The organism is [Phormidium] sp. LEGE 05292, assembly GCF_015207735.1.
GTDB lineage: Bacteria > Cyanobacteriota > Cyanobacteriia > Cyanobacteriales > Aerosakkonemataceae > Floridanema.
In genome coordinates, this window is record NZ_JADEWG010000001.1 from 165,923 (window position 1) to 186,320 (window position 20,398).

Below are 20,398 nucleotides of genomic sequence, written 5' to 3' on the forward strand. Positions count from 1 at the left end.
GTTGATGAAGTCGGAACCAAATGTTTATAGTATAACGGATTTGCAGCGCGATCGCCAAACTATTTGGGACGGTGTGCGTAACTATCAAGCGCGAAACTTTCTGCGCCAAATGAATCCAGGTGATTTAGCATTTTTTTATCATTCTAATAGTAATCCTCCGGGAATTGTCGGGTTAATGCGTGTAATAAAAAACAATATAGCCGATCCTACTCAATTTGATGCAAACAGTAAATATTATGACCCTAAATCTACTCCTGACTCTCCGCGCTGGCAAACTGTAATTGTTGAATTTAAAGAAGTTTTTCCCGAAGTAATTAGTTTAGAAAAGCTCAAACAAAAGTTTAATGACGATGAGCTTTTAATCGTCAAAAAAGGTAATCGTTTATCAGTAATTCCTGTATCCGAAACGGTGGCGAAAAATATTTTAAATAGGTTATTTATTAAATAAAAGGGTAGGATTCACCTACCCCAAATCAAGCATTAAAAACAGATTTGAATTTAAGAACCTTCAACTTTTTCAATAGCAATTGTGAGATGGGCAACTAATGCACCAATTGCTCCAATTGCTGCTACAATGGGAAACATTGCTGTACCAACTACTCCTCCCACAACACCAATAGTTAGAGGAATTTCTATTAATGTATGCCCTTCTTCATTTTTGATGGTGATGCGACGAATGTTTCCTTGATGAATCAATTCTTTAATCTTACTTACTAAGGCATCACCACTAATACTAAACTCTTCAACCCTAACTTTTGGTTTTGCATCTTCAGTTTCAGGTTCAACAGTAGTTATTTCAATTTCAACAGGTTTTGCTTCGTCTTGAGGTGAATTCATTGTTAAATCCTCCAATCTTAAATTTCAGAAAATGAAAGTATTTACAATTAATTGATTACCTCCTACATTAGAATCATTCTAACAACTAATCTTAATTTTCATGAACAGCCAAATTTCACTGCTAGCACAACTTTCTTGGTGGAATAACGTTATTCGCACTAATCCTCAAGATGCTAAGGCATATATTCGGCGGGGAATGACTAATTTTAAATTGGCTAAAATTGCCGAATCTATTGAGGATTTTGACACAGGAGAGAAGTTAGAACCAAGTCTAACTCCATATCTTTGGCAACGTGGTCTATCTTACTATTATGCCGAAAAATTTGCCGAAGGTGCTAACCAGTTTGAGATAGATTTAACAGTAAATTTTCACGATGTTGAAGAAACTGTGTGGCGATATCTTTGTATTGCTAGGTTTCGAGGGGTTAATGAAGCGAGGAATACTTTATTAGAAGTGCGAAACGATCCACGAAAGGTAATGCGGTATGTTTACGATCTGTTTGCGGGAAATTGTACAACAGAAGATGTGTTAATTGCTGGGGAATCTGAAGGTAAGCAAGGTAAATTTTACAGTCATCTTTACTTGGGTTTGTATTACGAAGCTGAGGGAGATGTGAAAAAAGCTCAAGATTATATTGTGAAAGCGGTTAGTTATCAGTTAGAAGATTATATGTGGTATTTAGCTTGCGTACATCAGAAATTAAGAGGTTGGAATTAGCTATAAATATCAATGTTTGTTACAAATGTTTGGGGTGGGCGGGTTTTGATTTGAATCTTATATAAATTACGCACTCTCTGCCTGAAACCTAGATCCCCCCTAGCCCCCCTTACCAAGGGGGGAACCTTCTCAGTCCCCTTGGGAAGGGGGTTGGGGGTACTGAGTGCGTTATTAGTTTTGCTTTCCCACGTTTTGGCTAAACCCGCCTCTCCCAAATTGTATTAATCATCTGTATAAATGACATTAATTCCGATTTTTTCGATAAAAAGATGCTAGTTTTTCTGGGGGAACTCCCAGGTAATAACCAAGAATCATTAATTGATTAATTAAGGTAGTTTTTATGATGCCAAGTTGTTGCCAACGGCGACCTGATGTGATAACTGGTGGGGAAATAATGGCAATTTTTCCTATCTTTTTTAATTTACGAATAAACACGAAATCTTCCATAATTGGTTGGATGGGAAAACAACCAATTTTTTGGAATATTTCTGCTTTAATAAAGATAGCTTGATCGCCGTAAGGTAGGGAAAAAAAGTGCGATCGCCAATTCACCATCTTCTCTACTAACCTAATTCCTCTAATTTTCGCATCAATTGCTAATTCAAAAGCACCCCCAACTACTCCCGGTTTTTGTGTTGCTGCCAAAACCATTTGTGGAAAATTAGCAGGTAAAATTGTATCACCATGCAAAAATAGGAGAATGTTTCCAGTTGCGATCGCAGCGCCAGCATTCATTTGGATCGATCGTCCGCGAGGAGAAGACAAAACTTTACAACCGAAACTTTCAGCAATAGCAAAAGTTTCATCTTCGCTTCCACCATCGACAACAATAACTTCTAACTCTGAGTAATTTTGTAAATTAAGCAATATATTTTTAATTACTTTAGCTTCGTTCAATACAGGAATAATTACTGATATTTTTATTTGGTTGTTTCTCATAAAATTAATCAAAAAAATTTATCTGCGTTCATTTGCGTCCATCTGCGGTTTAAAATCCAAAATTGCTAGGTCTTCTGGTCTGTCAATATCAGAAAGAGTGCTAAGATAAGCAACTGCTAACTTCAGATTTTCCGCAATTTTAACTGTTTGCTGTAATACCTCAGAAGTTCCCCAGTTAACTCCGGTGAATAATTCAGGTATTAACCGCTTTAACCCTATTAAATAATAACCGCCATCTGCTGCACGACCAAGCACTAATTCATGTTGGGAAAGTGCTGCAAATGCTTCTTCTATGATTTGATAATTTAGCATCGGACAGTCCGAACCAATAATTACAACTTTCTCTATTCCGTTGTTGAAAGCTGTTTGAAAAGCGGTCGCCATTCGCCTACCTAAATTACCTTCACTTTGTTGTCGATAAGTAATATTTTCTCCCAACCATGCTTGCATTAATTGTTGGTTTCCACCAGTAAAATGCACTTCAATTAAAACGTTTTGAACTTCTTTTACTTGAGTAATTACAGTTTCAGTTAATTGTCGATGCAAATTTGCTGCGCCTTCAGCTCCAAGAACTGGAATTAATCGGGTTTTGGTTTTTCCAGGTTCGGGGTAGCGAGTAAAAGTTATTAAACAGTTTTTTGGGTTGTTGTTAGTCATTGGTCATTAGTTAAGATTTTTTAACCGCAGATGTTCATTAAGCTTTCTTGTCGGATGCGAATGACCAATGACCAATGATCATTAACTCATTTCTAGCATTCTTTGCATGGGTCGCAATGCAGCAATTCTAAGATGTTCTGGTAAAGTGAGTTCAGGGGTGCAATTTTTCATTGCTAGATATAACTTTTCTAAGGTATTTAATCGCATGAAAGGACATTCGTTGCAGGCGCAATTATTCGTTGGTGGTGCAGGAATGAATTGTTTTTGCGGTTCCTGTTTTTGCATTTGGTGAATGATTCCCGGTTCTGTGGCTACGATGAATTCTTGAAAGGAACTTTCGTGAGAATATTTCAATAAAGCACTGGTGGAACCGATAAAGTCAGCGTGGCGTAAAACTGGTGGTTCACATTCTGGATGTGCTAAAACTTTGGCTTCTGGATGAGCAATTTTTAAATGGACAATCTTCTTTTCAGAAAAGTTTTCATGAACGATACAAGCACCTTGCCAAAGTACCATTTCTCTTTTAGTTTGCTGCATCACGTAGCGTCCGAGATTGCGATCGGGCCCAAAAATAATCGGCTGAGTTTCGGGAATTTGGTTAACTATTTTCACTGCATTAGAACTGGTGCAAATAATGTCACTCATTGCTTTAATTTCTGCCGAACAATTGATATAGGAAATTACCAAATGTTCGGGGTGTGCAGCTTTAAAAGCAGCGAACCGATCGGGAGGACAGCTATCCGCTAAAGAACATCCAGCATTGAGATCTGGTAAAAGTACCAATTTATCTGGGTTGAGAATTTTGGCAGTTTCTGCCATAAAGTGAACCCCAGCAAAAACAATTACGTCAGCATTTGTACTGGCGGCGCGGCGGGACAGTTCCAAGGAATCACCGATATAATCTGCTACATCTTGAATATCTGAATCTTGATAATAGTGAGCCAAAATAACTGCATTTAGTTCCTTTTTCAGAGCGTTGATTGCTCCAACTAAATCATCAGGGATTGCTGAAGTTTCAGTAGATTCTGTGGGAGGTAATGTACTAATAAACATAGGTAATTGCTAATTAAAGTAAGAAGACAAGATTGTTACTGTCCATTAATTATAGTTGATTTTACTAAAAATAGGGGTAGAGAGTATCAGTAAGAATTACATAAACTTCTGCTATTAGCGCCTAGAGCGCCAGTCTAGTAAAAGAGGTTGACAAAATGAACCAAAGGATATTTGTACAGACCCTGGCAGGGCGAACGCGAGTGCGTGCTGTAGGCATCAGCATTCGGGAAGAAAATCTTGGGTTTTGTACAATAAATTGTCGCCCGTTCTGCGTAGCAGTTCCCGAAGGGTATGCTTCGCCCCTACAGATATTTTTACTAATGTGGGATGCTCCCAGAAAATCTTTTATTTAATAGACATTTCCAAAAAAGATTGTAGAGACGTTGTATACAACGTCTCTACAAGGGTTTCAAGTAACGCACCTTTAATTTCTGGAGATGTCTAATGATTATGCTGATGGGTGTTTGGCATGGGTTGGGGTGATTCTTGTGCTGGGGGGGAGTGGCGCACTAATCCCATTGCGTGTGTGCCAAAACTTGCTAATCCCATTGTTACCAGTCCGGTACTTAGTAACCCCATAGACACTAAACCTGCTGAGAAAATCCCCATTGAAATTATACCGATCGACACAATTCCATGAGTCGAAACGCCGATCGCCACAATTCCATGTGCGGATATACCTATGGCTACAGTACCATGAGCCACAGTCCCTACAGACAACCATTTCTTTTTCATGACAAACCTGCTGCTGAGAGCTTTGATTCGGCAATACTTTAAGCAGTTTTACTTGGCTTGTCAAAAGACAGGCTGTAGTAATGGTGGAAATATTTATTGATTTGGCGATCGCTCTGGAGTAAGCTGCCAAAATAGTCCTTGCTTGCCTATCCTAAGAAAAGATAAAAGAATAAAGTCAGGCATGGACATTTTGGGGAATCAAAATCAACTAATTAAAATTGCAGTGGTCGGAGATGTTCACGACCAATGGGAAGCGGCGGATGGAGAAGCTTTACACCGCTTGGATGTGGACTTGGTGCTATTTGTCGGGGATTTTGGCAATGAGTCGGTAGGAGTGGTAGAGGCGATCGCATCTCTCGACATCCCGAAAGCGGTAATTTTGGGCAATCATGATGCGTGGTACACTGCTACGGACTGGGGTCGCCAGCGTTGTCCTTACGATCGCACAAAAGAAGATTGGGTTCAGGATCAGCTAGATTTACTGGGAGAAACTCATGTTGGATATAGTAATCTCGATTTTCCAGAGTTTAACTTAACTGTGGTTGGCAGTCGTCCTTTTAGTTGGGGTGGCGAGATTTGGCGAAATGCCGATTTTTACATCGAACGCTATGGTGTGACTGGTTTTGCTGAGTCTACTAAGCGAATTATGGCAGCAGTTAACAATGCTGCTTATGATACGATTATTTTTCTCGGTCATAATGGCCCTGTGGGATTAGGCGATCGAGCGGAAGACCCTTGCGGGAAAGACTGGGAACCTTTGGGGGGAGATTTTGGGGATTCGGATTTGGCAAGTGCGATCGACCAAACCAAAAAAATGGGAAAATCCATTCCCCTGGTAACTTTTGGACACATGCACCATCACCTCCGCCACCGCAAAGACCGCTTACGCACACAGATTTCCACCAGTGACGATGGTACAGTCTATTTAAACTCTGCGAGTGTGCCCAGAATTATTCACAAAGGTAGTCACACTCAGCGCAACTTCTCCTTGGTGACATTGCAAGCTGGTGTTGTGACTCAAGCATCCTTAGTCTGGGTAGACAAAGACTATAGCGTGATTTCCGAGCAAATTCTCTATCAACTTTCGCCAACGGAAACTCAAACTGCCTGTAGTCATTTGTAATTATTCCTGATAAGATAAACAAATGTGCCTGGAGAGGTGGCAGAGTGGTCGATTGCGCTTGACTTGAAATCAAGTGTGGCAGCAATGTCACCGTGGGTTCAAATCCCACCCTCTCCGTTGAGTTTTTTAGAGCTATTGGGATAAAGATTTTTGTACGTTCGCAGATTAAATGTCGCTGTTCGCAGATTAGTGTCGGGATTAGCAGACTTGTTAACTTTCTTAACACAATTCGCAAATTCATGTCGCTAATTGACACCTCCTATCTATTCGCACGTTAATGTCGTACAAGTTAATGAGGATGGATTTGAACCCACGGTCTTTCAATCTACCAACTACTTATTATTATATTTATCCTCTGCGATTGTTATAGTTCCAACACCCCTAGTTGGGATGGTAGTTGAAACTAGAGTGGGTAGAGCGTAGGAAAGAGAGGAATTGCACTTTCAACCCACCCCTAGTTGGGATGGTAGTTGAAACAACTGGTTTGTTTAGTAATTTGAGTGTTGGTATTAATGGCTTTCAACCCACCCCTAGTTGGGATGGTAGTTGAAACTTCAGGGAGCACAGAGGTAAGCTAGAAAAGGAAAAGCTTTCAACCCACCCCTAGTTGGGATGGTAGTTGAAACTTTGGCCCCCCTATAAACCAAAATGAGCCTTACTGTACTCTTTCAACCCACCCCTAGTTGGGATGGTAGTTGAAACGAAAACTATATAGCAGAACGATTCTCCAAAACTGCTCTTTCAACCCACCCCTAGTTGGGATGGTAGTTGAAACTTAAATTTTATGCTCCAGGCTTTATTATGAAATTATCGGACTTTCAACCCACCCCTAGTTGGGATGGTAGTTGAAACCTCCCATATATCTTCAGAAACTTCTTTAACTAGTGCAGCTTTCAACCCACCCCTAGTTGGGATGGTAGTTGAAACATTGATCTGTATCTATTGCCTAATAGGTTTAGCTTTCAACCCACCCCTAGTTGGGATGGTAGTTGAAACCCAGCCAAGAATCCGCCTTGACTGAGTAAATAGATTCCTTTCAACCCACCCCTAGTTGGGATGGTAGTTGAAACGAGACCGCCTTACGACATAACTGAGCCGCCTACTCTTCTTTCAACCCACCCCTAGTTGGGATGGTAGTTGAAACCGAAATTTTCATAGCTACTGATGCAGAGGTCGTCGACTTTCAACCCACCCCTAGTTGGGATGGTAGTTGAAACAATATAACGCACTGTTGGGGTAATTTCAAAGATGTCATCTTTCAACCCACCCCTAGTTGGGATGGTAGTTGAAACAACGGCAGCTAAAACAGTTACCTGAACTAGCTTTTAGAGGCGATTTTCGTGAACCTCTAAATTTGTTGTGCTACCTCTGCCTTAAACAGAGAAGCAACCATCCCGCAAAAAGACTGTAATCCTTAACCCATAAGGGGTTCGAGGTTTTCGTAAACCTCCTGGGGATTTGACCCCCGCTTCGGTTCACGAAATAAGGAAAATTGAGGGTAGATTCCCCCTTGGTCGGGGGTGATTCAGTAGCCACTACAGCAGCATATCTGCACCCAATTTGCTGGGAGCGCACCTATCCTGTTTGTCAAAAGACAGACAGCAGCATCAGGGTGAGCAGCTACCAGGGTCAGAAAGCAAGACTGTCTTCCGACAGCCAAACTAACCCATACTTTTCACAGCTCAGAGGCTAAAAAGCATGAACTGCGGCGCTATTAACTATTTTACTGTCAAGGTTCAGATATTTGCCAGGATTTAGCTTTATTTCAAGCTTTGCTTACACGAGACTGATAAGCTGAGAAGGCTAATTCTCTAGCCTTCTCTTGGACACTTACAGTACCAAGGCGTGTTTGCATCCCCACCTCAATGGAGATGCCAGCCTTTGCTGCCTGAGCCTGGATGCTTTCAATTAATCTGTTATAGCTCCACTGGTGGATATTAATCCGGTACTGTTTGGCATACAGTTTCTGAACTTCCACAAGGCCGGGATGTTTTTGCTGAGCACGGGTTTCTAGTTCAGATTGGATAATCTCCCGCATATCCTTAAGGTCGGGTAAGACGATACTGCCAGCTTGGAAGCTGATTGCGATCGCCACAATCTCTTTAGCCAATAATCGATCTATGTACTGCCCCAACTCAGAAGCCCCAAAGTCATTGGGTGCAGAGCGTTTTTGAGCTTTATGGCGTTGGTGAGCCCCATCTTGTTGCTCAAGACGCTGACGGTTTAGCAGTGGATAATTCTCCCCAAGTAGCTGACGGACACTACGATAAGTGAGGACTGTTTGTGCGATCACATCCACTACCGCTACTGTGGCGGGTTTGTCTAACCCTAAGCTCACTCCCACCAGGATGTGAGATCTACCTTCGTAAATGGGCTGGCTAGGGCGATTAAAAGGGGTATCCATTCGCTTAAGACTGGTTTGCTTAGCCTTAGTCCTATTAGATACTTGCTGGTTCTTATTTAAATTGTCCTCTTTCTTCTTCTTAGTGAGGTAACTAGTAATCTGAGCAGCTTTCTGGGAGCGTACTTGTTCAGTTCCTTCCTTAGTCCATAGGCGAGTATCAATTGTGCAGTGAAGGGCTAAGCGATGGACTTGCCAAGGCTCCCCTTTCCCTTCCCCTTCTTGCCAAGCTAAGCGACCACTCCTTAAAGCAAACAAGGCGGTTGAATGCTGGCCTTTACTCTCACGTTTAGTCTCTTGGTCTTCCCAGAAGCGTTGAAACCAGGGTAACTGACGGCGATCGCAATACACTTCAAAGATTAGCTCTGTTAAACCAGTAAACTCAACACAGAGCCGACCTTCCTGGTTCTTTGACCAACGTAAATCTTCGCCACCTAAGAGTACTGGAAAAGGCAGACAACTGAATTTGGTTAATAGGATATCCTGCCAACCCTTGGCCTCATGATTGTCTTGGGGGACGGTAGTAGTTGCGAGATCTAATGTCTCTAACCATCGAGTATTGGTTAATTCTCGGCCCTTTGGAACTCGACTGGCTAACTTTTCGCTAAGTCGTTCAATTTCAACCTCGACCTTACGGCGACGGAGGACGAACTTCTCTGGGTCTTCCTCTGTATCGTTAACTTTACAGCCGTTCTTGATGAGATAACAGATGGCACACTGCCGTAGGATATCGTCTGTATTCCGATACGCCTCAAACAAGAGCTTAGATAAGTTACGGTTGGGAGCGGCAGCCTTGCTGTTACCCTGTTTTTCCTTTCCTGACTCCAATTGGAGGATAACCTCAGCTAATATTTCAGCCGCCTTAGTCCGAAGGGCATCCAAAGTGTAACCACTAGCTTCTACCAATTGGGCATCGCTTTTGAGCATTTCTAACCAGCTTCTTTTCCCATCTAGCTTATGCTGTAGTTGCTTTTGAATAGCCAACCAAGATTTGTAGATGTATTTCACTACGGAAATAGCTGAGCTATAGAAACGGCCAGGTTGACCTGTAAAGCGAGGGTCAGTTTTGAGAGATTTGCATAGCTGGCTAACAACATCAAAATCCTTATCAGCAGGGAGTTTACCCTTTTGTCTCCAAGTCTCGAAATCAGGATGACGAGCGACTTGTTCTAGTAGTTCATTAATTAATGGCGTATTCCTTTGAACCATCAACTTCCATAGTTTCTGGCGGGTAGATTCACTGGCAACTAAGCGACACTGTATTGTAATTAAACTCATAATTATTCTTACTTAATTCATCAGTTAAATGCTTACCCATTGCTTTACCGATTAACTCAAGTAAGGCATAGGTTCTAGCACTAAAGAAAGCATCAAAGTCGTTGGTTCTTAGAAGTCTTGGCTCTATTAAATGTGTACGTAAGATTTGATTCAACCTTCCCTGAGAAATGCCAGATGATTCTAGTTGTTTTAGATAATCTGAAGGGGCTTTTCCACCTAATAGCCTGTTGGTATTAGCTGTAATTGGTGTCTTGTTAATAATACTGTTATAGCGTTCCCGACAAATACCTTGCTGATAGCACCACGCTTGAGGAAAGATATGATGATTCTGTATTTCTTCCTCAAAGAATCTAAGATTAATTATAGGTTGACCACAGCTAAAATCGGTCGCCCCATAGCATTTAAGTAGTGTTGATATTCCCCGGTAAGCTGCCGCATCATGATTAGATAGTTTACGTAAACGTCTCGCTGTTAAAGTAGTATCTTTGATGCTGGAAGGAAGAGATCCACCATTGAGCCATTGGGAAACTTCTAGCATATCTTTGGCAGCTTTTCTTTCAGGCCAACCTGTATATACTTCACCAAAAACAGCACAGTAATACCACTGCTTAAGTTGAGTTCTTACTAACTCATCCTTCAGGCGTTCTCCTAATACTGTGAGGATAGCTGCTAAAGCTACAAGCTGATTGTGGTAAGGTAGTTCACTTGCATCAAATATGGCTAGGGAATACAGAAACTTAGCAGCTTCCTCATACCCACGACTAACTGGCTCAGCCCAAGCCTTGTACTCTGATAAGCTCAGACGCATTAGCTGTTGCCTTGTACAGCCAACTGCGGGAAGTTGGTCACAACTGTAGCCTCGATTAATCGCTTCCATTCTGTGGGTATAAGTAGCGACTAAGGTAACAGCTTGGAGGAAATCACTATTCTTTAAGAGACGCAGCACTTTTACAGACTGGAAATGCTTCTCCTTAATCTCCCAATCTTCTTTTAGAGAAAAGCCATTAACAGCATAGGTGGCTGTCATTCTATCGAAGTAATTAGGCTCCTTAGAAGGCTCAATAATTTGGCATACTGCTTCTTTAGGTGGCTCACTTTTGGCAATGACAATGGGAAGTAAACAATGTTCAAACTTATTAATAATTGATACTTCAAACTGCTCTATTAGTTCCCGTTTGCATGGCTTATAGTTCCAGTATTTAGAGTATTTACTCCGCCATTGGCTAAAGTTAAATACTTGATTAATTGGGAAAAGGCCAGATTTATACTCCTGTTCAGGGGTGGAACAATCTATTAAGTATTGCCATTGACAAGATAGTGTTCTTTCTGAGTTTAGGCTAATGATGCTATCGGCTCGATCAATAGTGGGAAAATCTAGAGCCTTAGCCATGTCAATGTAATACCACTTTTGGGTAATTCTTTGACTATTACCTTGTTTAAGGCATACTGGTTGTTTGGATAAAAGTGCCATAAACAAAACTGTTAAACTTTCCTGACCCTCAAGAATTAATAGCTCTGGTTGGGGTGCCTTTGGTAGGCAAACACCGTCGATGAGTCTGGGTTTGATCTCAACATTTAGGTTCCTCTGTTCAATTAACTTGATCTCTTTGATGGGGTAGCCAAGAGACACCATCGCTAACAACTGTTTTACATATTCATCATCCCAACACTGACTGTTCTTAGGTTCGGCTTGTTGGACTATCCCTCGCTTGATATCGCAGAGGAAGTTGAACAAGGGTTCTTTGGTGAAATCAAAGCTAGAAATAGATAACATTCAATAGTTTTGTTACGGCCTATAATTGCAACCTAGTTCTTGATACTTCTTAGAGTCAAGGAAGTTTTGTCAATCTGCAAAAGGGGAACCCTTGACTTCCTTACTCCCCGATGTGCCAGCGTTCTAGTAAGGGGTGAATTCGCTCGGCATTGGAGAGGAGAAAATCAGTCATTGCCAGTATTCTTTGGTAGGGTCTGCCTGCGGTGCGTCGGCTGGCTTGTCCTGCTAACCAGTGGTAAGTGGTTGATTTGGAGATGCCGCAGATGGCAGCCAGTTCCTCATAACCTATGTCCCAGCGATAGCTGAAGTCTTGGGGTGACATTAACATCTGCTGTAGCAGTTCCAGTACTTGTTGGCGTTTCTGCCGTTCAGACATTGTTCCCTCTGGTATGACCTGGTTGTAAGTTGGGTAAGCTTTGCAGGTCATCTTCAAAGGCAAAGTCATAGCTGGTTAGGGAGCGAGAGGGGCTTTGTTCGTCAAGTAATACTAAGTAGTGCAGTCCAGTGACTTGGCAGCTTGCTTCTTCGGTGTAGATGACCCCGATGACACGACCAAAGTCTCCATTGGGGACTTGGAACCAACGTACTGATTCACCAAGCTGGAATCTTTGGGGTGGTAAGGTTTCTGGGATAACTTCTGGCAGGGCTACCGGAGGAATCTGAGGTGGCACGTCAGGCATTAAAACTCCTCAATGGTTATTACTAATTGGGAAATGCTTCGACTTTTGTGGCGTTGTTTTATATTAGTTTAGCACGAATACTCGAATTCGCGTATACGCGAATACGCGAAACTAGTAAAACGCTCATGGGAAAATCGGAACATGAGTAAGAAAGATCCAGGGATGGCTGAACTCAACGGCTATGTCCCCAAAGAGTTGAAGCTGAAGTTTAAGTCGTTATGCGCCGCCCAAGATAAGTCGATGAGCGAGGTCTTGGTGGAGCTAATTACTGATTGGATAAACGAGCAGGAAGATGAAGAGGATACCTTATCACGTAGGGATGACACTTTTGGTAAATAGTCCGCCTTCTAGCTAGGCATCTTCTGCCTCTCCCTGATTTTCCTCTTTTAGCTTGTCGATATATAGCTCGAACATCCACCTGAATAGAGCAGTTTCAAAGTCTTTATTTATCTTAATTTTGGGATAAAAGTCTTGAAAGTTAGGACTATTTTCCCTGAATAAAGCTATTATTTGCTTCTGCGCTGTTTCATAGAAGGTTGTTTGGGCTTTTTCAGCGTTGACTTGTACCTTTTGCTTTAGCTGTACATCTTGAGATAATCTTTTTGTTACTGTCTCAACGCAGACTTTATCGGCATCAGTTAAATTAACGCCGTAGCGATTGTTAAACTCTTGAATAACTTGGGAAAGAGGAACCTCTACCTTAACTGTTGGAGTACCATAACCTTTGATTTCAGGGGCTTGCAGTAACGTTTGTGCGATGTTATCCAGTTTTATGGTACCGCTAAAGGTTTGTTGAATTCGATAGGCTTCTAATTCTATTCCTTGGGGAAGCGTAAAGGGAGATTCTTGGTGAGATGGTTGTATCTTTGTTAGGAGTAAGTGACCTAAGCTGTAGAGTTTTTCTAAATCTACATCAGTAAATTTAACAATTTGAGATAGATAGAGATAGAGGCGAACATATTCGGTGAGAAGCTCTCTAAAGCGGTTTTGGTCGTCTTCTTCTGCTTCGTCAAAGCGTTCAACTACAGGAGAAATTGCAGCTTCTAATTGGTCTACGGCTTGGGGATTTCTAAAGTAAATATTGGTAACATTTTCAAGTTCTGACGTATCATAAAATCCAAACTGTTTAAGCTTTCGTTCCAGGTTGTAGAGGCGGTCGGGGTCTGTACCTTGGCTAAGAGAGGTGGCGGTGTAGTAGCGTTGAAAGGCATTTTTGATAGTCTGCCAGTCATTGATAAAATCCAGCACCATTGTCTCGTTCTTGCCGGAATGGCAACGGTTGAGGCGGCTAAGGGTTTGCACGGCTTTGATGTCTTTGAGCGGTTTATCCACATACATGGTGTGCAGTAGGGGTTGGTCGAAGCCTGTTTGGAATTTGTCAGCGACAATGAGAATGCGGTACTCATCCTTTCTAAAGGCTTCGGCTATGTCGTGGATGTTTTCTCCAGCACTGGCAGTATTCATGCTGTATTCAGTGTATTTGATTCCGTTGAGAGTTACCGTTTGGGAGAAAGCAACTAGGGTCTTGAAAGTGTATCCTTTCTCCTGAATGTAAGCGTCTACCACTTGTTTGTAGCGTACTGCTTGAGGGCGGGAACTGGTAACGATCATCGCTTTGGCTTTACCGTTGATACGCTGTTGAACGCGATCGCAAAAATGCTCTACTATAACTTCAACTTTCTCTCTAATCGCCTCTTCCTTGAGATTGACGAATTTGTGAAGAGCACGGGCAAGTTGTCCAGTAGTGCAATGTGGGTCTTCGGTGGTCGCTTGTAGCAGACGATAGTACTGCTCATAGGTGGTATAGTTTTGCAGCACATCGAGGATAAAGCCTTCTTCAATAGCTTGGCGCATTGAGTATAAATGGAAAGGGTTATAATTCCCCTCCGGTTGAGGTTCGCCGAATAGTTCTAGAGTTGTATCCTTAGGGGTGGCGGTGAAGGCAAAATAACTGAGGTTGTTAAGCCTGCCGCGTTTCTTGGTTTCCCTCACGATAAAGTCTTCGTCATCTTCCTCGACATCGGCTAAGACGGCATTCATACTTCTGGTGGTTTTGCCGCCTTGGGAGGAGTGCGCTTCGTCGATGAGGACGGCAAAGCGTTTGTTTAGCATTTGGCTGGTTAGCCGCAGCACTTGAGGAAATAAAAACAAGCTACAAACAATCACCTGTTTGCCGTCTTGGAGGGCTTGTTTGAGTTCTGCACCAGTTGGGGGAGTGGCGACTGTACCGCGCACCTGTTCAAATTGCTGAATATTGTCTTGGAGTTGTTTGTTAACGATGTTGCGATCGCTGAATTACAATAATGGAGTTAAAAACCCTTTGGTCATTGGGGTCAAAGAGATTCTTGAGTTGATGAGAAAGCCAAGCAATGGTGTTACTTTTGCCGCTACCAGCACTGTGCTGAATCAGGTAGCGTTGTCCTACACCTTTAGCTAGGGCATCGGCTAGGAGTTTCCGTACTGCGTCAAGTTGATGGTAGCGGGGGAAAATCAGGCGCTTTTCGGGGGTTAACTGGATGAAGTTTTTAATGAGGTTAAGAACACTGTCAGGTTGCCAAATTTCTTCCCACAGGTAAGCAGTACGACAGCTTGTAGGATGGGGAGGATTGCCTTTACCTTGTTTATGGCCTTTATTAAAGGGTAAAAACTTAGTTTTACTGTCCTGTAAGTGAGTAGTTATTTCCACTTCGTCTGGGGCAATGGCAAAGTGGCATAGACAGCGACCTAAGGTAAAGAGAGGTTCTGTAGAATCCCGTTGTTTGCAATATTCCTCTTTAGCATCTTGAATGTCTTGCCAGGTGAAGTTATTTTTCAATTCGGCAGTAAAAATGGGTATACCGTTTAAGAATATTCCCCAGTCTAAGCTATGGTTTGGAGTCTTTTTGCTGTAGTGGAATTGGCGCAGTATGGTAAAGCTATTTTGCTCGTACAGGGTTTGTAGTTCTGGGTTGCGGCTGCTGTTAGGTTGAAAGTAAACGAGTTTGAAGGTACAGCCATAGGTTTTAATACCGTTTCGCAGGACATCCAGGGTGCCTCGGCTGGTAATTTCGCTGGCTAAATAGTTGAGGAATTTGGTTTCTGTAGCGTCGCCATGATGTTGTTTGAGTTGTTCCCATATTTCTGCCTGGGTTCTCTGGATAAACTGGATTACGTCTTTAGGGATTAGGCAACGGGCTGTATCGTAGGTTTGAGTGCGTTTCTCGTCATCGTAGGTTTGAGTGCGTTTCTCGTAACCTCTATTTATCAGGCTTTGTTCGATGATGGCTTCTAAGTCTTTTTCTAAGGGAGTCATAGAGATTTTGGATTACAGGTTTAATCTGATAGTTCGGATACATCTATTTTTCCCGTGACAGCAGCAGAGATTAACGCGGTTCGGTATTCTTTTAGCTTTTCTATACCTTCGCGGATTTTGGCGATGAGGGCATCTATCTTGGCGGTTTCGCGGTCGAGGTAAGATGCGATCGCTACTTGCTCATCAAATGGAGGAACAGACAGAGGAACTCTGGCAAGAATCGTAGTGTTCAAGTTATCCATAGTTGCACCTACAGATTCAAGCAATAGCCAGTCACGAACTCCACTGGTAGACAGTATCCAATTCAAGAACTGGGGATAAGCTACATCGCGTTTTAGCCTCATTCGTAAGCTTCCAGTTCCATGCCCGTCACTAATCCGAGGTAATCCCGCATCAAAACGCCCCCCAGCCTTCTTCTCAGCTTCCACTGCTTTCTTATCCCCTTCCCATTTTTTGCCATAAGGAGGATTCGCCAACATATAGTCAAAGCTTCCCTGGTGCTGAGGGTTTGCCAGCGTAGTGCCAAACATAATCTGTTCGGCATCCCTACCGTCAGCACTGAGGATATACAAATCAGACTTGCAGACTGCATAAGTTTCTGGGTTCACCTCCTGTCCAAACAATCGCACCGTAGCAGTGGGGTTCATCGCTTCAATCCACTTTTTCGCAGAAATCAGCATCCCGCCCGTACCGCAGCAGGGGTCATAAACCGTCAGCTCAATATACTCTTGAGTTAGCGCTTGCTCATCCAGACACATCAACAGACTTACCATCAACCGAACTACATCTGGCGGCGTGAAGTGTTCCCCTGGATTCTCATTGAGTGCCTCATTAAACTTCCGAATCAACTCCTGGAAAATGTCCCCCATTTCCTGGTTAGAAACACGGTCAGGATGCAAGTCAATTTCATTACTCTTAAACCGCTCCATGACCAGGAAAAGCAATCCCGATTCATCTAACCGTTTAATCGTGTTCCGAAAATCAAACTTCTCCAGAACATCTCGCATATTTTTACTAAAGCCATTAATATAATCCTTGAGATTAGCCGCTAAGTTATCTGGGTCTTCTAATAACGATTCAAATGTATATTTTGAAGTATTGTAAAAGGCGTATCCCGATATGTCCCTGAGCATATCGTCCAAAGCATCCTCTGGCAACGAATCCTTTAATTGTTGGTACTCTTCCAGTACTTGCTTTTTAGTCTGTTCTAGTACGTAATCAATCCGCCGCAGCACCGTAAATGGCAAAATTACATCCCGGTACTTACCGCGATTGAACGTATCCCGAATCAAATTCGCGATACCAAAGATGAAATTAGCCTTCTCACCAAAGTTATTCATTCACTAGCTCTCTGACAACAGCCCCAACAAGCGAGGTGATAGTTTCTACTGGAACGTAACAAAGTGCGATCATAACCAGTAGGAATCCAAGCCGCTTGGAATACAATACAATTCTGGCATTTTATGGCTCGTCATCCTCCTCGTGGGGTGGCTTTAGTTGAATGAATCTTTTAATGGCAACACTCTACTGCTCTTTGAGACTAAGCAGCTTTGGGGTTCCTGCTACGTTCAGCTTTAGCTTTATTTCTAAACTCTCCAAAGTCAATTACTGTAGAGTTCTCAGCAGCATCCCATATATCGTCTACTACTTCTTGAAATGCAGGTAAGACAAGCAGTGTATATTGACCAATACCTTTACCACGCTTGTCTCCCACCTTTAATGCAGAGATTTGACAGCCTAAATCCGACCAATCTTCTTTTATCCAAAAGACCTCATCACCTGCCACGACAATCCTTTTGTCTCTTAAACTCCCATCTATATTGCACTTGTCAAAGTATTCTAAGACTCTGCGGATCATCTGGAGGGAGGTATTCTCCCGTAGGTCTCGAATAGCTTTGATATCTAAAAGCTGTTCCCAAGTGTAATAGACTTCAGGTTTCTTCTTCCCATTCCATATTCTCTCTGGCACGACCAATCCAGCACGCTCAAGAGATTGTAACTGATTGGAGGTCGCCCCAGTCAGTTCCATTATCTCTTTTCTACTGAACCGATCGATCACAGACATAAAAAGTATTCAAAACACAAAACTGAATACATTTGTTAGGATACGGGAGGAGCATGAGCCAAGCCGCTAAACTTTCTCATGCTCTAGTAGTTTCTAAGAGGGAATATTCCCATGATCTACCGTCCAGGTCAAATCGTACCTACAAGCGGCCAATACGCCGTTGTTAATCTGCAAGGATATAGTATTGGTCGTGAAGTTACGGTTGTTAAGGGGGAACCTTTTCCACCCGTTCCTTCTGGTTACGGTTTTAAGTTAGTTGACCCAACTAAACACTGGCGTTAATTACATACTACCTTGCCTTGTTACCCTAAGACCTTCTTTTAGATCGTCTTAGGGTGGATATTGGGGTAGCAAAATGCTGGATTGCGATAACACTAAGTAAAGGAATTAACTTAATGTCAACAGATATTGCAAAAGCCGTCATGGGCGTGTCAGCAGGTATCGATGCGATTAAAAAGCTTGGTGATTTGGCAGTCAAATCTCAAAACCTAGAACTGCGAGAAGGGATTCTTAGCCTTAGAGAACAACTTTTAGAGGCAAAAGACGCACTTCTAGATGCAAAAGAACAGGTCTCTAATTATAAGGAAGAGAACGCTACACTCAAAACTAGGATTACAGAACTTGAGCAGAGATTAGCAAACGGCAAAGAAGAAATTAAGCTGACTGTTAAAAAGGGTGGCTATTACAAAGAAGACGGCGACGGTCCTTACTGTACAGGTTGTTATGACAATGATAAGAAATTGATCAGAGTTACTGACGTTGGCCCTATATGGCGTTGCCCTGTCTGTAGAAGTGTAGCTACTAAAACATAACCTTATATCTATGTGGGAAAAGGATGACTACGATGAAGAGGAGCGGCCCCCCGATCCTGCTCAAGAGAAAGCAGAGGAAGAATTGAGGCAGTTTTTCCTTGCTAATAAGGAGGCAGTTTTCTTTTCCCGGCAAGTAGCGGTTCGATTTGAGGATAAATACTTCCACTGGGTCACAAACCGTGCCATTTGTAATTTGATTGAGTTAAATGAATTACAAACAGAGACACGCGAGCTAAGCACTGGTGGGAGTATCAAGCTTTTGTGGAAGCGTGGCTATAGGTATTACAAACGTTCTGCAACTGAAGTAGTCAAGCTTGTAGAGGAGTACTCAAACCCTAATATGACTGCCGCTCTCGGTTATCACGGCGAACTGATGGTGCTGGAAGGGTTTGCTCGGAATCATTTTGTTCTGCTTGGTAGAGGACTGCGCCAACTAGGGGAGCTTATTTGGACACAAACCGAGCATGATATGGACTTCATCTTTGAGCGGGATAGCGTCAGGTACGGCGTTGAGGTTAAGAATACCCTTGGCTACATGGAACAAGAAGAACTCAATATTAAGATAAACCTATGTAAGTCTCTTGGTATTAGACCAGTGTTTGTCGTCCGAATGGCACCAAAGAACTGGATTCATGAAGTATCTAAAGCAGGCGGCTTTATCCTCATTCTCAAGTACCAACTATATCCCTTTACACATATACACCTGGCACGTAAGGTCGCTTCTACCTTGAGTCTCCCCGTTGATGCCCCCCGTACTCTCTTGGATCGCACTATGAATCGTTTTCTATTTTATCATCGGAGTAATTATGTGAATTAGGATTTCAATTCACATAGCACTTGTCTGAAACCCTTATAAACATTACTTTTCTCTACATACCTCTATAAATACTTTTTGCCTATTCCCTCAACTTGGTTTCGTGGGCTAACAAAACGCTCATCACTTAGTTAAGCCTTAGCTCTGAATAAATAGAAAGAAAAGGTGGATAGTATCCACCTTTGATCATTTTAAGTCCTAGCTTATTCAACATTCATTCAACAGATTGGCAACCTGTTTAGCTGCTGCATAAGATATACTGGCACAGCGTTTAGCGTCACTAGGATTAAGAGAACAAATTCGTTTAGCACTGAGAACTTTAGCAAAGTCAGTCGTAGCCAACTCCTCAATATTCATGCCATCTTTGCAGTTCTGCTTCTTCTTTAGACCCCTAGAAGCTCGGAACTGTTTGGTATCTCCAATAATTGGTTTGTAGACCTGATACTTGCAGAAGCCATAATCCTGACGACTTTGAACACCATGCTGAGATAATACAGATTCGTAATAGTCTTCCTTAGGTACAGATTCAAGACGGGCAGTAATATATTCTGACGATTTACCTTGTTTCTGCCAACTTCGGATAGCTCTTTGACGACTACGCTTAATACCTAACTCTGGATCTGCTTCTTCCTCTATTCGTTCTTTAAGAACAGTCAATGCCCACTGATGAAATTCGGGTGAGAGTATTTGGGCATAGTCAATAGCTAGTTCAGGAATAGCATAAGTACCAGCTTTGTTACCCCCAGTAATGACAATAAGAACTTCTGGAACTTGGGCAATTAAGCGTTGTGCTTCAGGACGCTTACCCATTTTTCGTTCAACCCAAGTGGGCACCGTGCCCACTTGGGTTGCAAGGTGCTGAAGTAATTCTTGGGTTTGGCTTAAGCGTATCCAATCACGGGGGGTTTTGTTAGCTGGTTTATCAGATGCTTTCCACATATCCGTTAAGCTAACCAAGCCATCATCTTGAAGACCGATCATAGCCCCTTTATAATTTAATTGCTTGTTAGGTAATTTAGGCATTATAGTCTCCTTTTGTTTCAAATTCTGGTTGACATAATTTCAAATCAGCGGTATGCCAAAAGGTTGCTTATATGCCTACAATGCCTTACAATAGAAGACAGAAAAGCATACAAAGTTTTTACCGCAGTAATTAGGATGACTGGGGTAAGGTTTTTGTGCATTTGGTCTACCGCTTTGCGAGTAGGTAATTAAGGGTA

General features: G+C 42.4%; 22 protein-coding genes, 1 tRNA gene and 1 CRISPR repeat array. Of the genes, 9 read left to right on the top strand and 14 right to left on the bottom strand.

Annotated elements, in window-relative coordinates; all coding sequences use genetic code 11:
• Positions 1-4 precede the first annotated feature (4 nt).
• Positions 5-448, top strand: a complete 444-nt coding sequence (locus tag IQ264_RS00655; RefSeq protein WP_193977650.1) for an EVE domain-containing protein — start codon at positions 5-7, stop codon at positions 446-448.
• A gap of 50 nt (positions 449-498) precedes the next feature.
• Here IQ264_RS00655 and IQ264_RS00660 read toward each other — a convergent pair whose 3' ends face one another.
• Entirely contained in the window at positions 499-837 is a 339-nt protein-coding gene (locus tag IQ264_RS00660) for a DUF4342 domain-containing protein (protein ID WP_193977562.1), read from the bottom strand.
• A gap of 100 nt (positions 838-937) precedes the next feature.
• Between IQ264_RS00660 and IQ264_RS00665 the strand changes: the two genes are divergently transcribed.
• Positions 938-1,555 (top strand): tetratricopeptide repeat protein, encoded by a 618-nt coding sequence (locus tag IQ264_RS00665; RefSeq protein WP_193977564.1) that lies wholly within the window; start codon positions 938-940, stop codon positions 1,553-1,555.
• A gap of 243 nt (positions 1,556-1,798) precedes the next feature.
• On the opposite strand, the gene IQ264_RS00670 is transcribed toward IQ264_RS00665, so the two are convergent.
• The 3 genes from IQ264_RS00670 to nadA form a co-directional block, all read right to left on the bottom strand.
• Positions 1,799-2,494, bottom strand: coding sequence for a TIGR04283 family arsenosugar biosynthesis glycosyltransferase (locus tag IQ264_RS00670; RefSeq protein ID WP_193977566.1), 696 nt, complete (start codon positions 2,492-2,494; stop codon positions 1,799-1,801).
• An 18-nt stretch (positions 2,495-2,512) separates the two neighbouring features.
• On the bottom strand, positions 2,513-3,151 hold the full coding sequence (locus IQ264_RS00675) for a TIGR04282 family arsenosugar biosynthesis glycosyltransferase (protein WP_193977568.1): 639 nt from the start codon (positions 3,149-3,151) through the stop codon (positions 2,513-2,515).
• Positions 3,152-3,232: 81 nt separating this feature from the next.
• Entirely contained in the window at positions 3,233-4,204 is a 972-nt protein-coding gene (gene nadA, locus IQ264_RS00680; protein ID WP_193977570.1) for a quinolinate synthase NadA, read from the bottom strand.
• A 155-nt stretch (positions 4,205-4,359) separates the two neighbouring features.
• Here nadA and IQ264_RS00685 point away from each other — a divergent pair, with 155 nt between their 5' ends.
• Positions 4,360-4,557: a hypothetical protein gene (locus tag IQ264_RS00685; RefSeq protein ID WP_193977572.1), complete on the top strand. Its 198-nt coding sequence runs from the start codon at positions 4,360-4,362 to the stop codon at positions 4,555-4,557.
• Positions 4,558-4,645: 88 nt separating this feature from the next.
• Here the strand turns inward: IQ264_RS00685 and IQ264_RS00690 are convergent, their stop codons facing one another.
• On the bottom strand, positions 4,646-4,939 hold the full coding sequence (locus tag IQ264_RS00690) for a hypothetical protein (protein ID WP_193977574.1): 294 nt from the start codon (positions 4,937-4,939) through the stop codon (positions 4,646-4,648).
• 181 nt (positions 4,940-5,120) lie between these two features.
• On the opposite strand from IQ264_RS00690, the gene IQ264_RS00695 reads away from it, so the two are divergent.
• Positions 5,121-6,062, top strand: a complete 942-nt coding sequence (locus IQ264_RS00695; RefSeq protein ID WP_193977576.1) for a TIGR04168 family protein — start codon at positions 5,121-5,123, stop codon at positions 6,060-6,062.
• 30 nt (positions 6,063-6,092) lie between these two features.
• Positions 6,093-6,179, top strand: a tRNA-Ser gene (locus IQ264_RS00700).
• A gap of 323 nt (positions 6,180-6,502) precedes the next feature.
• Positions 6,503-7,354: direct repeats of the CRISPR family, unit length 37 nt; unit sequence CTTTCAACCCACCCCTAGTTGGGATGGTAGTTGAAAC.
• A gap of 473 nt (positions 7,355-7,827) precedes the next feature.
• On the opposite strand, the gene cas12k is transcribed toward IQ264_RS00700, so the two are convergent.
• The 4 genes from cas12k to IQ264_RS00720 form a co-directional block, all read right to left on the bottom strand.
• Entirely contained in the window at positions 7,828-9,741 is a 1,914-nt protein-coding gene (gene cas12k, locus IQ264_RS00705) for a type V CRISPR-associated protein Cas12k (RefSeq protein ID WP_193977578.1), read from the bottom strand.
• Complete coding sequence (locus tag IQ264_RS00710; RefSeq protein ID WP_193977580.1) at positions 9,701-11,515, bottom strand: hypothetical protein; 1,815 nt, start codon at positions 11,513-11,515, stop codon at positions 9,701-9,703. Before IQ264_RS00710 ends, cas12k begins: the two co-directional genes overlap by 41 nt.
• Positions 11,516-11,615: 100 nt before the next feature.
• A complete protein-coding gene (locus IQ264_RS00715; protein WP_193977582.1) occupies positions 11,616-11,891 on the bottom strand; it encodes a helix-turn-helix domain-containing protein in 276 nt (91 codons plus the stop codon).
• Positions 11,884-12,195, bottom strand: coding sequence for a hypothetical protein (locus tag IQ264_RS00720; RefSeq protein ID WP_228061188.1), 312 nt, complete (start codon positions 12,193-12,195; stop codon positions 11,884-11,886). Before IQ264_RS00720 ends, IQ264_RS00715 begins: the two co-directional genes overlap by 8 nt.
• 141 nt (positions 12,196-12,336) lie before the next feature.
• Between IQ264_RS00720 and IQ264_RS00725 the strand changes: the two genes are divergently transcribed.
• Positions 12,337-12,534, top strand: coding sequence for a hypothetical protein (locus IQ264_RS00725; protein WP_193977584.1), 198 nt, complete (start codon positions 12,337-12,339; stop codon positions 12,532-12,534).
• Between the two features lie 12 nt (positions 12,535-12,546).
• On the opposite strand, the gene IQ264_RS00730 is transcribed toward IQ264_RS00725, so the two are convergent.
• The 4 genes from IQ264_RS00730 to IQ264_RS00745 form a co-directional block, all read right to left on the bottom strand.
• Positions 12,547-14,430 (bottom strand): type I restriction enzyme subunit R domain-containing protein, encoded by a 1,884-nt coding sequence (locus tag IQ264_RS00730; RefSeq protein ID WP_322744567.1) that lies wholly within the window; start codon positions 14,428-14,430, stop codon positions 12,547-12,549.
• 37 nt (positions 14,431-14,467) lie between these two features.
• The gene (locus tag IQ264_RS00735) at positions 14,468-15,487 is read right to left on the bottom strand and encodes a type I restriction endonuclease (RefSeq protein WP_193977586.1); all 1,020 of its coding nucleotides are present in this window, start codon (positions 15,485-15,487) and stop codon (positions 14,468-14,470) included.
• Positions 15,488-15,507: 20 nt separating this feature from the next.
• Positions 15,508-16,827, bottom strand: a complete 1,320-nt coding sequence (locus tag IQ264_RS00740; RefSeq protein ID WP_193977589.1) for an N-6 DNA methylase — start codon at positions 16,825-16,827, stop codon at positions 15,508-15,510.
• Positions 16,828-17,027: 200 nt separating this feature from the next.
• Positions 17,028-17,552, bottom strand: a complete 525-nt coding sequence (locus IQ264_RS00745) for a MerR family transcriptional regulator (RefSeq protein WP_193977590.1) — start codon at positions 17,550-17,552, stop codon at positions 17,028-17,030.
• 111 nt (positions 17,553-17,663) lie between these two features.
• On the opposite strand from IQ264_RS00745, the gene IQ264_RS00750 reads away from it, so the two are divergent.
• From IQ264_RS00750 to IQ264_RS00760, 3 genes are all read left to right on the top strand, one after another.
• Complete coding sequence (locus IQ264_RS00750; RefSeq protein ID WP_193977592.1) at positions 17,664-17,834, top strand: hypothetical protein; 171 nt, start codon at positions 17,664-17,666, stop codon at positions 17,832-17,834.
• A gap of 113 nt (positions 17,835-17,947) precedes the next feature.
• Complete coding sequence (locus tag IQ264_RS00755) at positions 17,948-18,364, top strand: hypothetical protein (protein WP_193977594.1); 417 nt, start codon at positions 17,948-17,950, stop codon at positions 18,362-18,364.
• Between the two features lie 10 nt (positions 18,365-18,374).
• The gene (locus IQ264_RS00760) at positions 18,375-19,181 is read left to right on the top strand and encodes a hypothetical protein (protein WP_193977597.1); all 807 of its coding nucleotides are present in this window, start codon (positions 18,375-18,377) and stop codon (positions 19,179-19,181) included.
• A 204-nt stretch (positions 19,182-19,385) separates the two neighbouring features.
• Here IQ264_RS00760 and IQ264_RS00765 read toward each other — a convergent pair whose 3' ends face one another.
• Positions 19,386-20,201, bottom strand: coding sequence for a KilA-N domain-containing protein (locus IQ264_RS00765; RefSeq protein WP_193977599.1), 816 nt, complete (start codon positions 20,199-20,201; stop codon positions 19,386-19,388).
• Positions 20,202-20,398 lie beyond the last annotated feature (197 nt).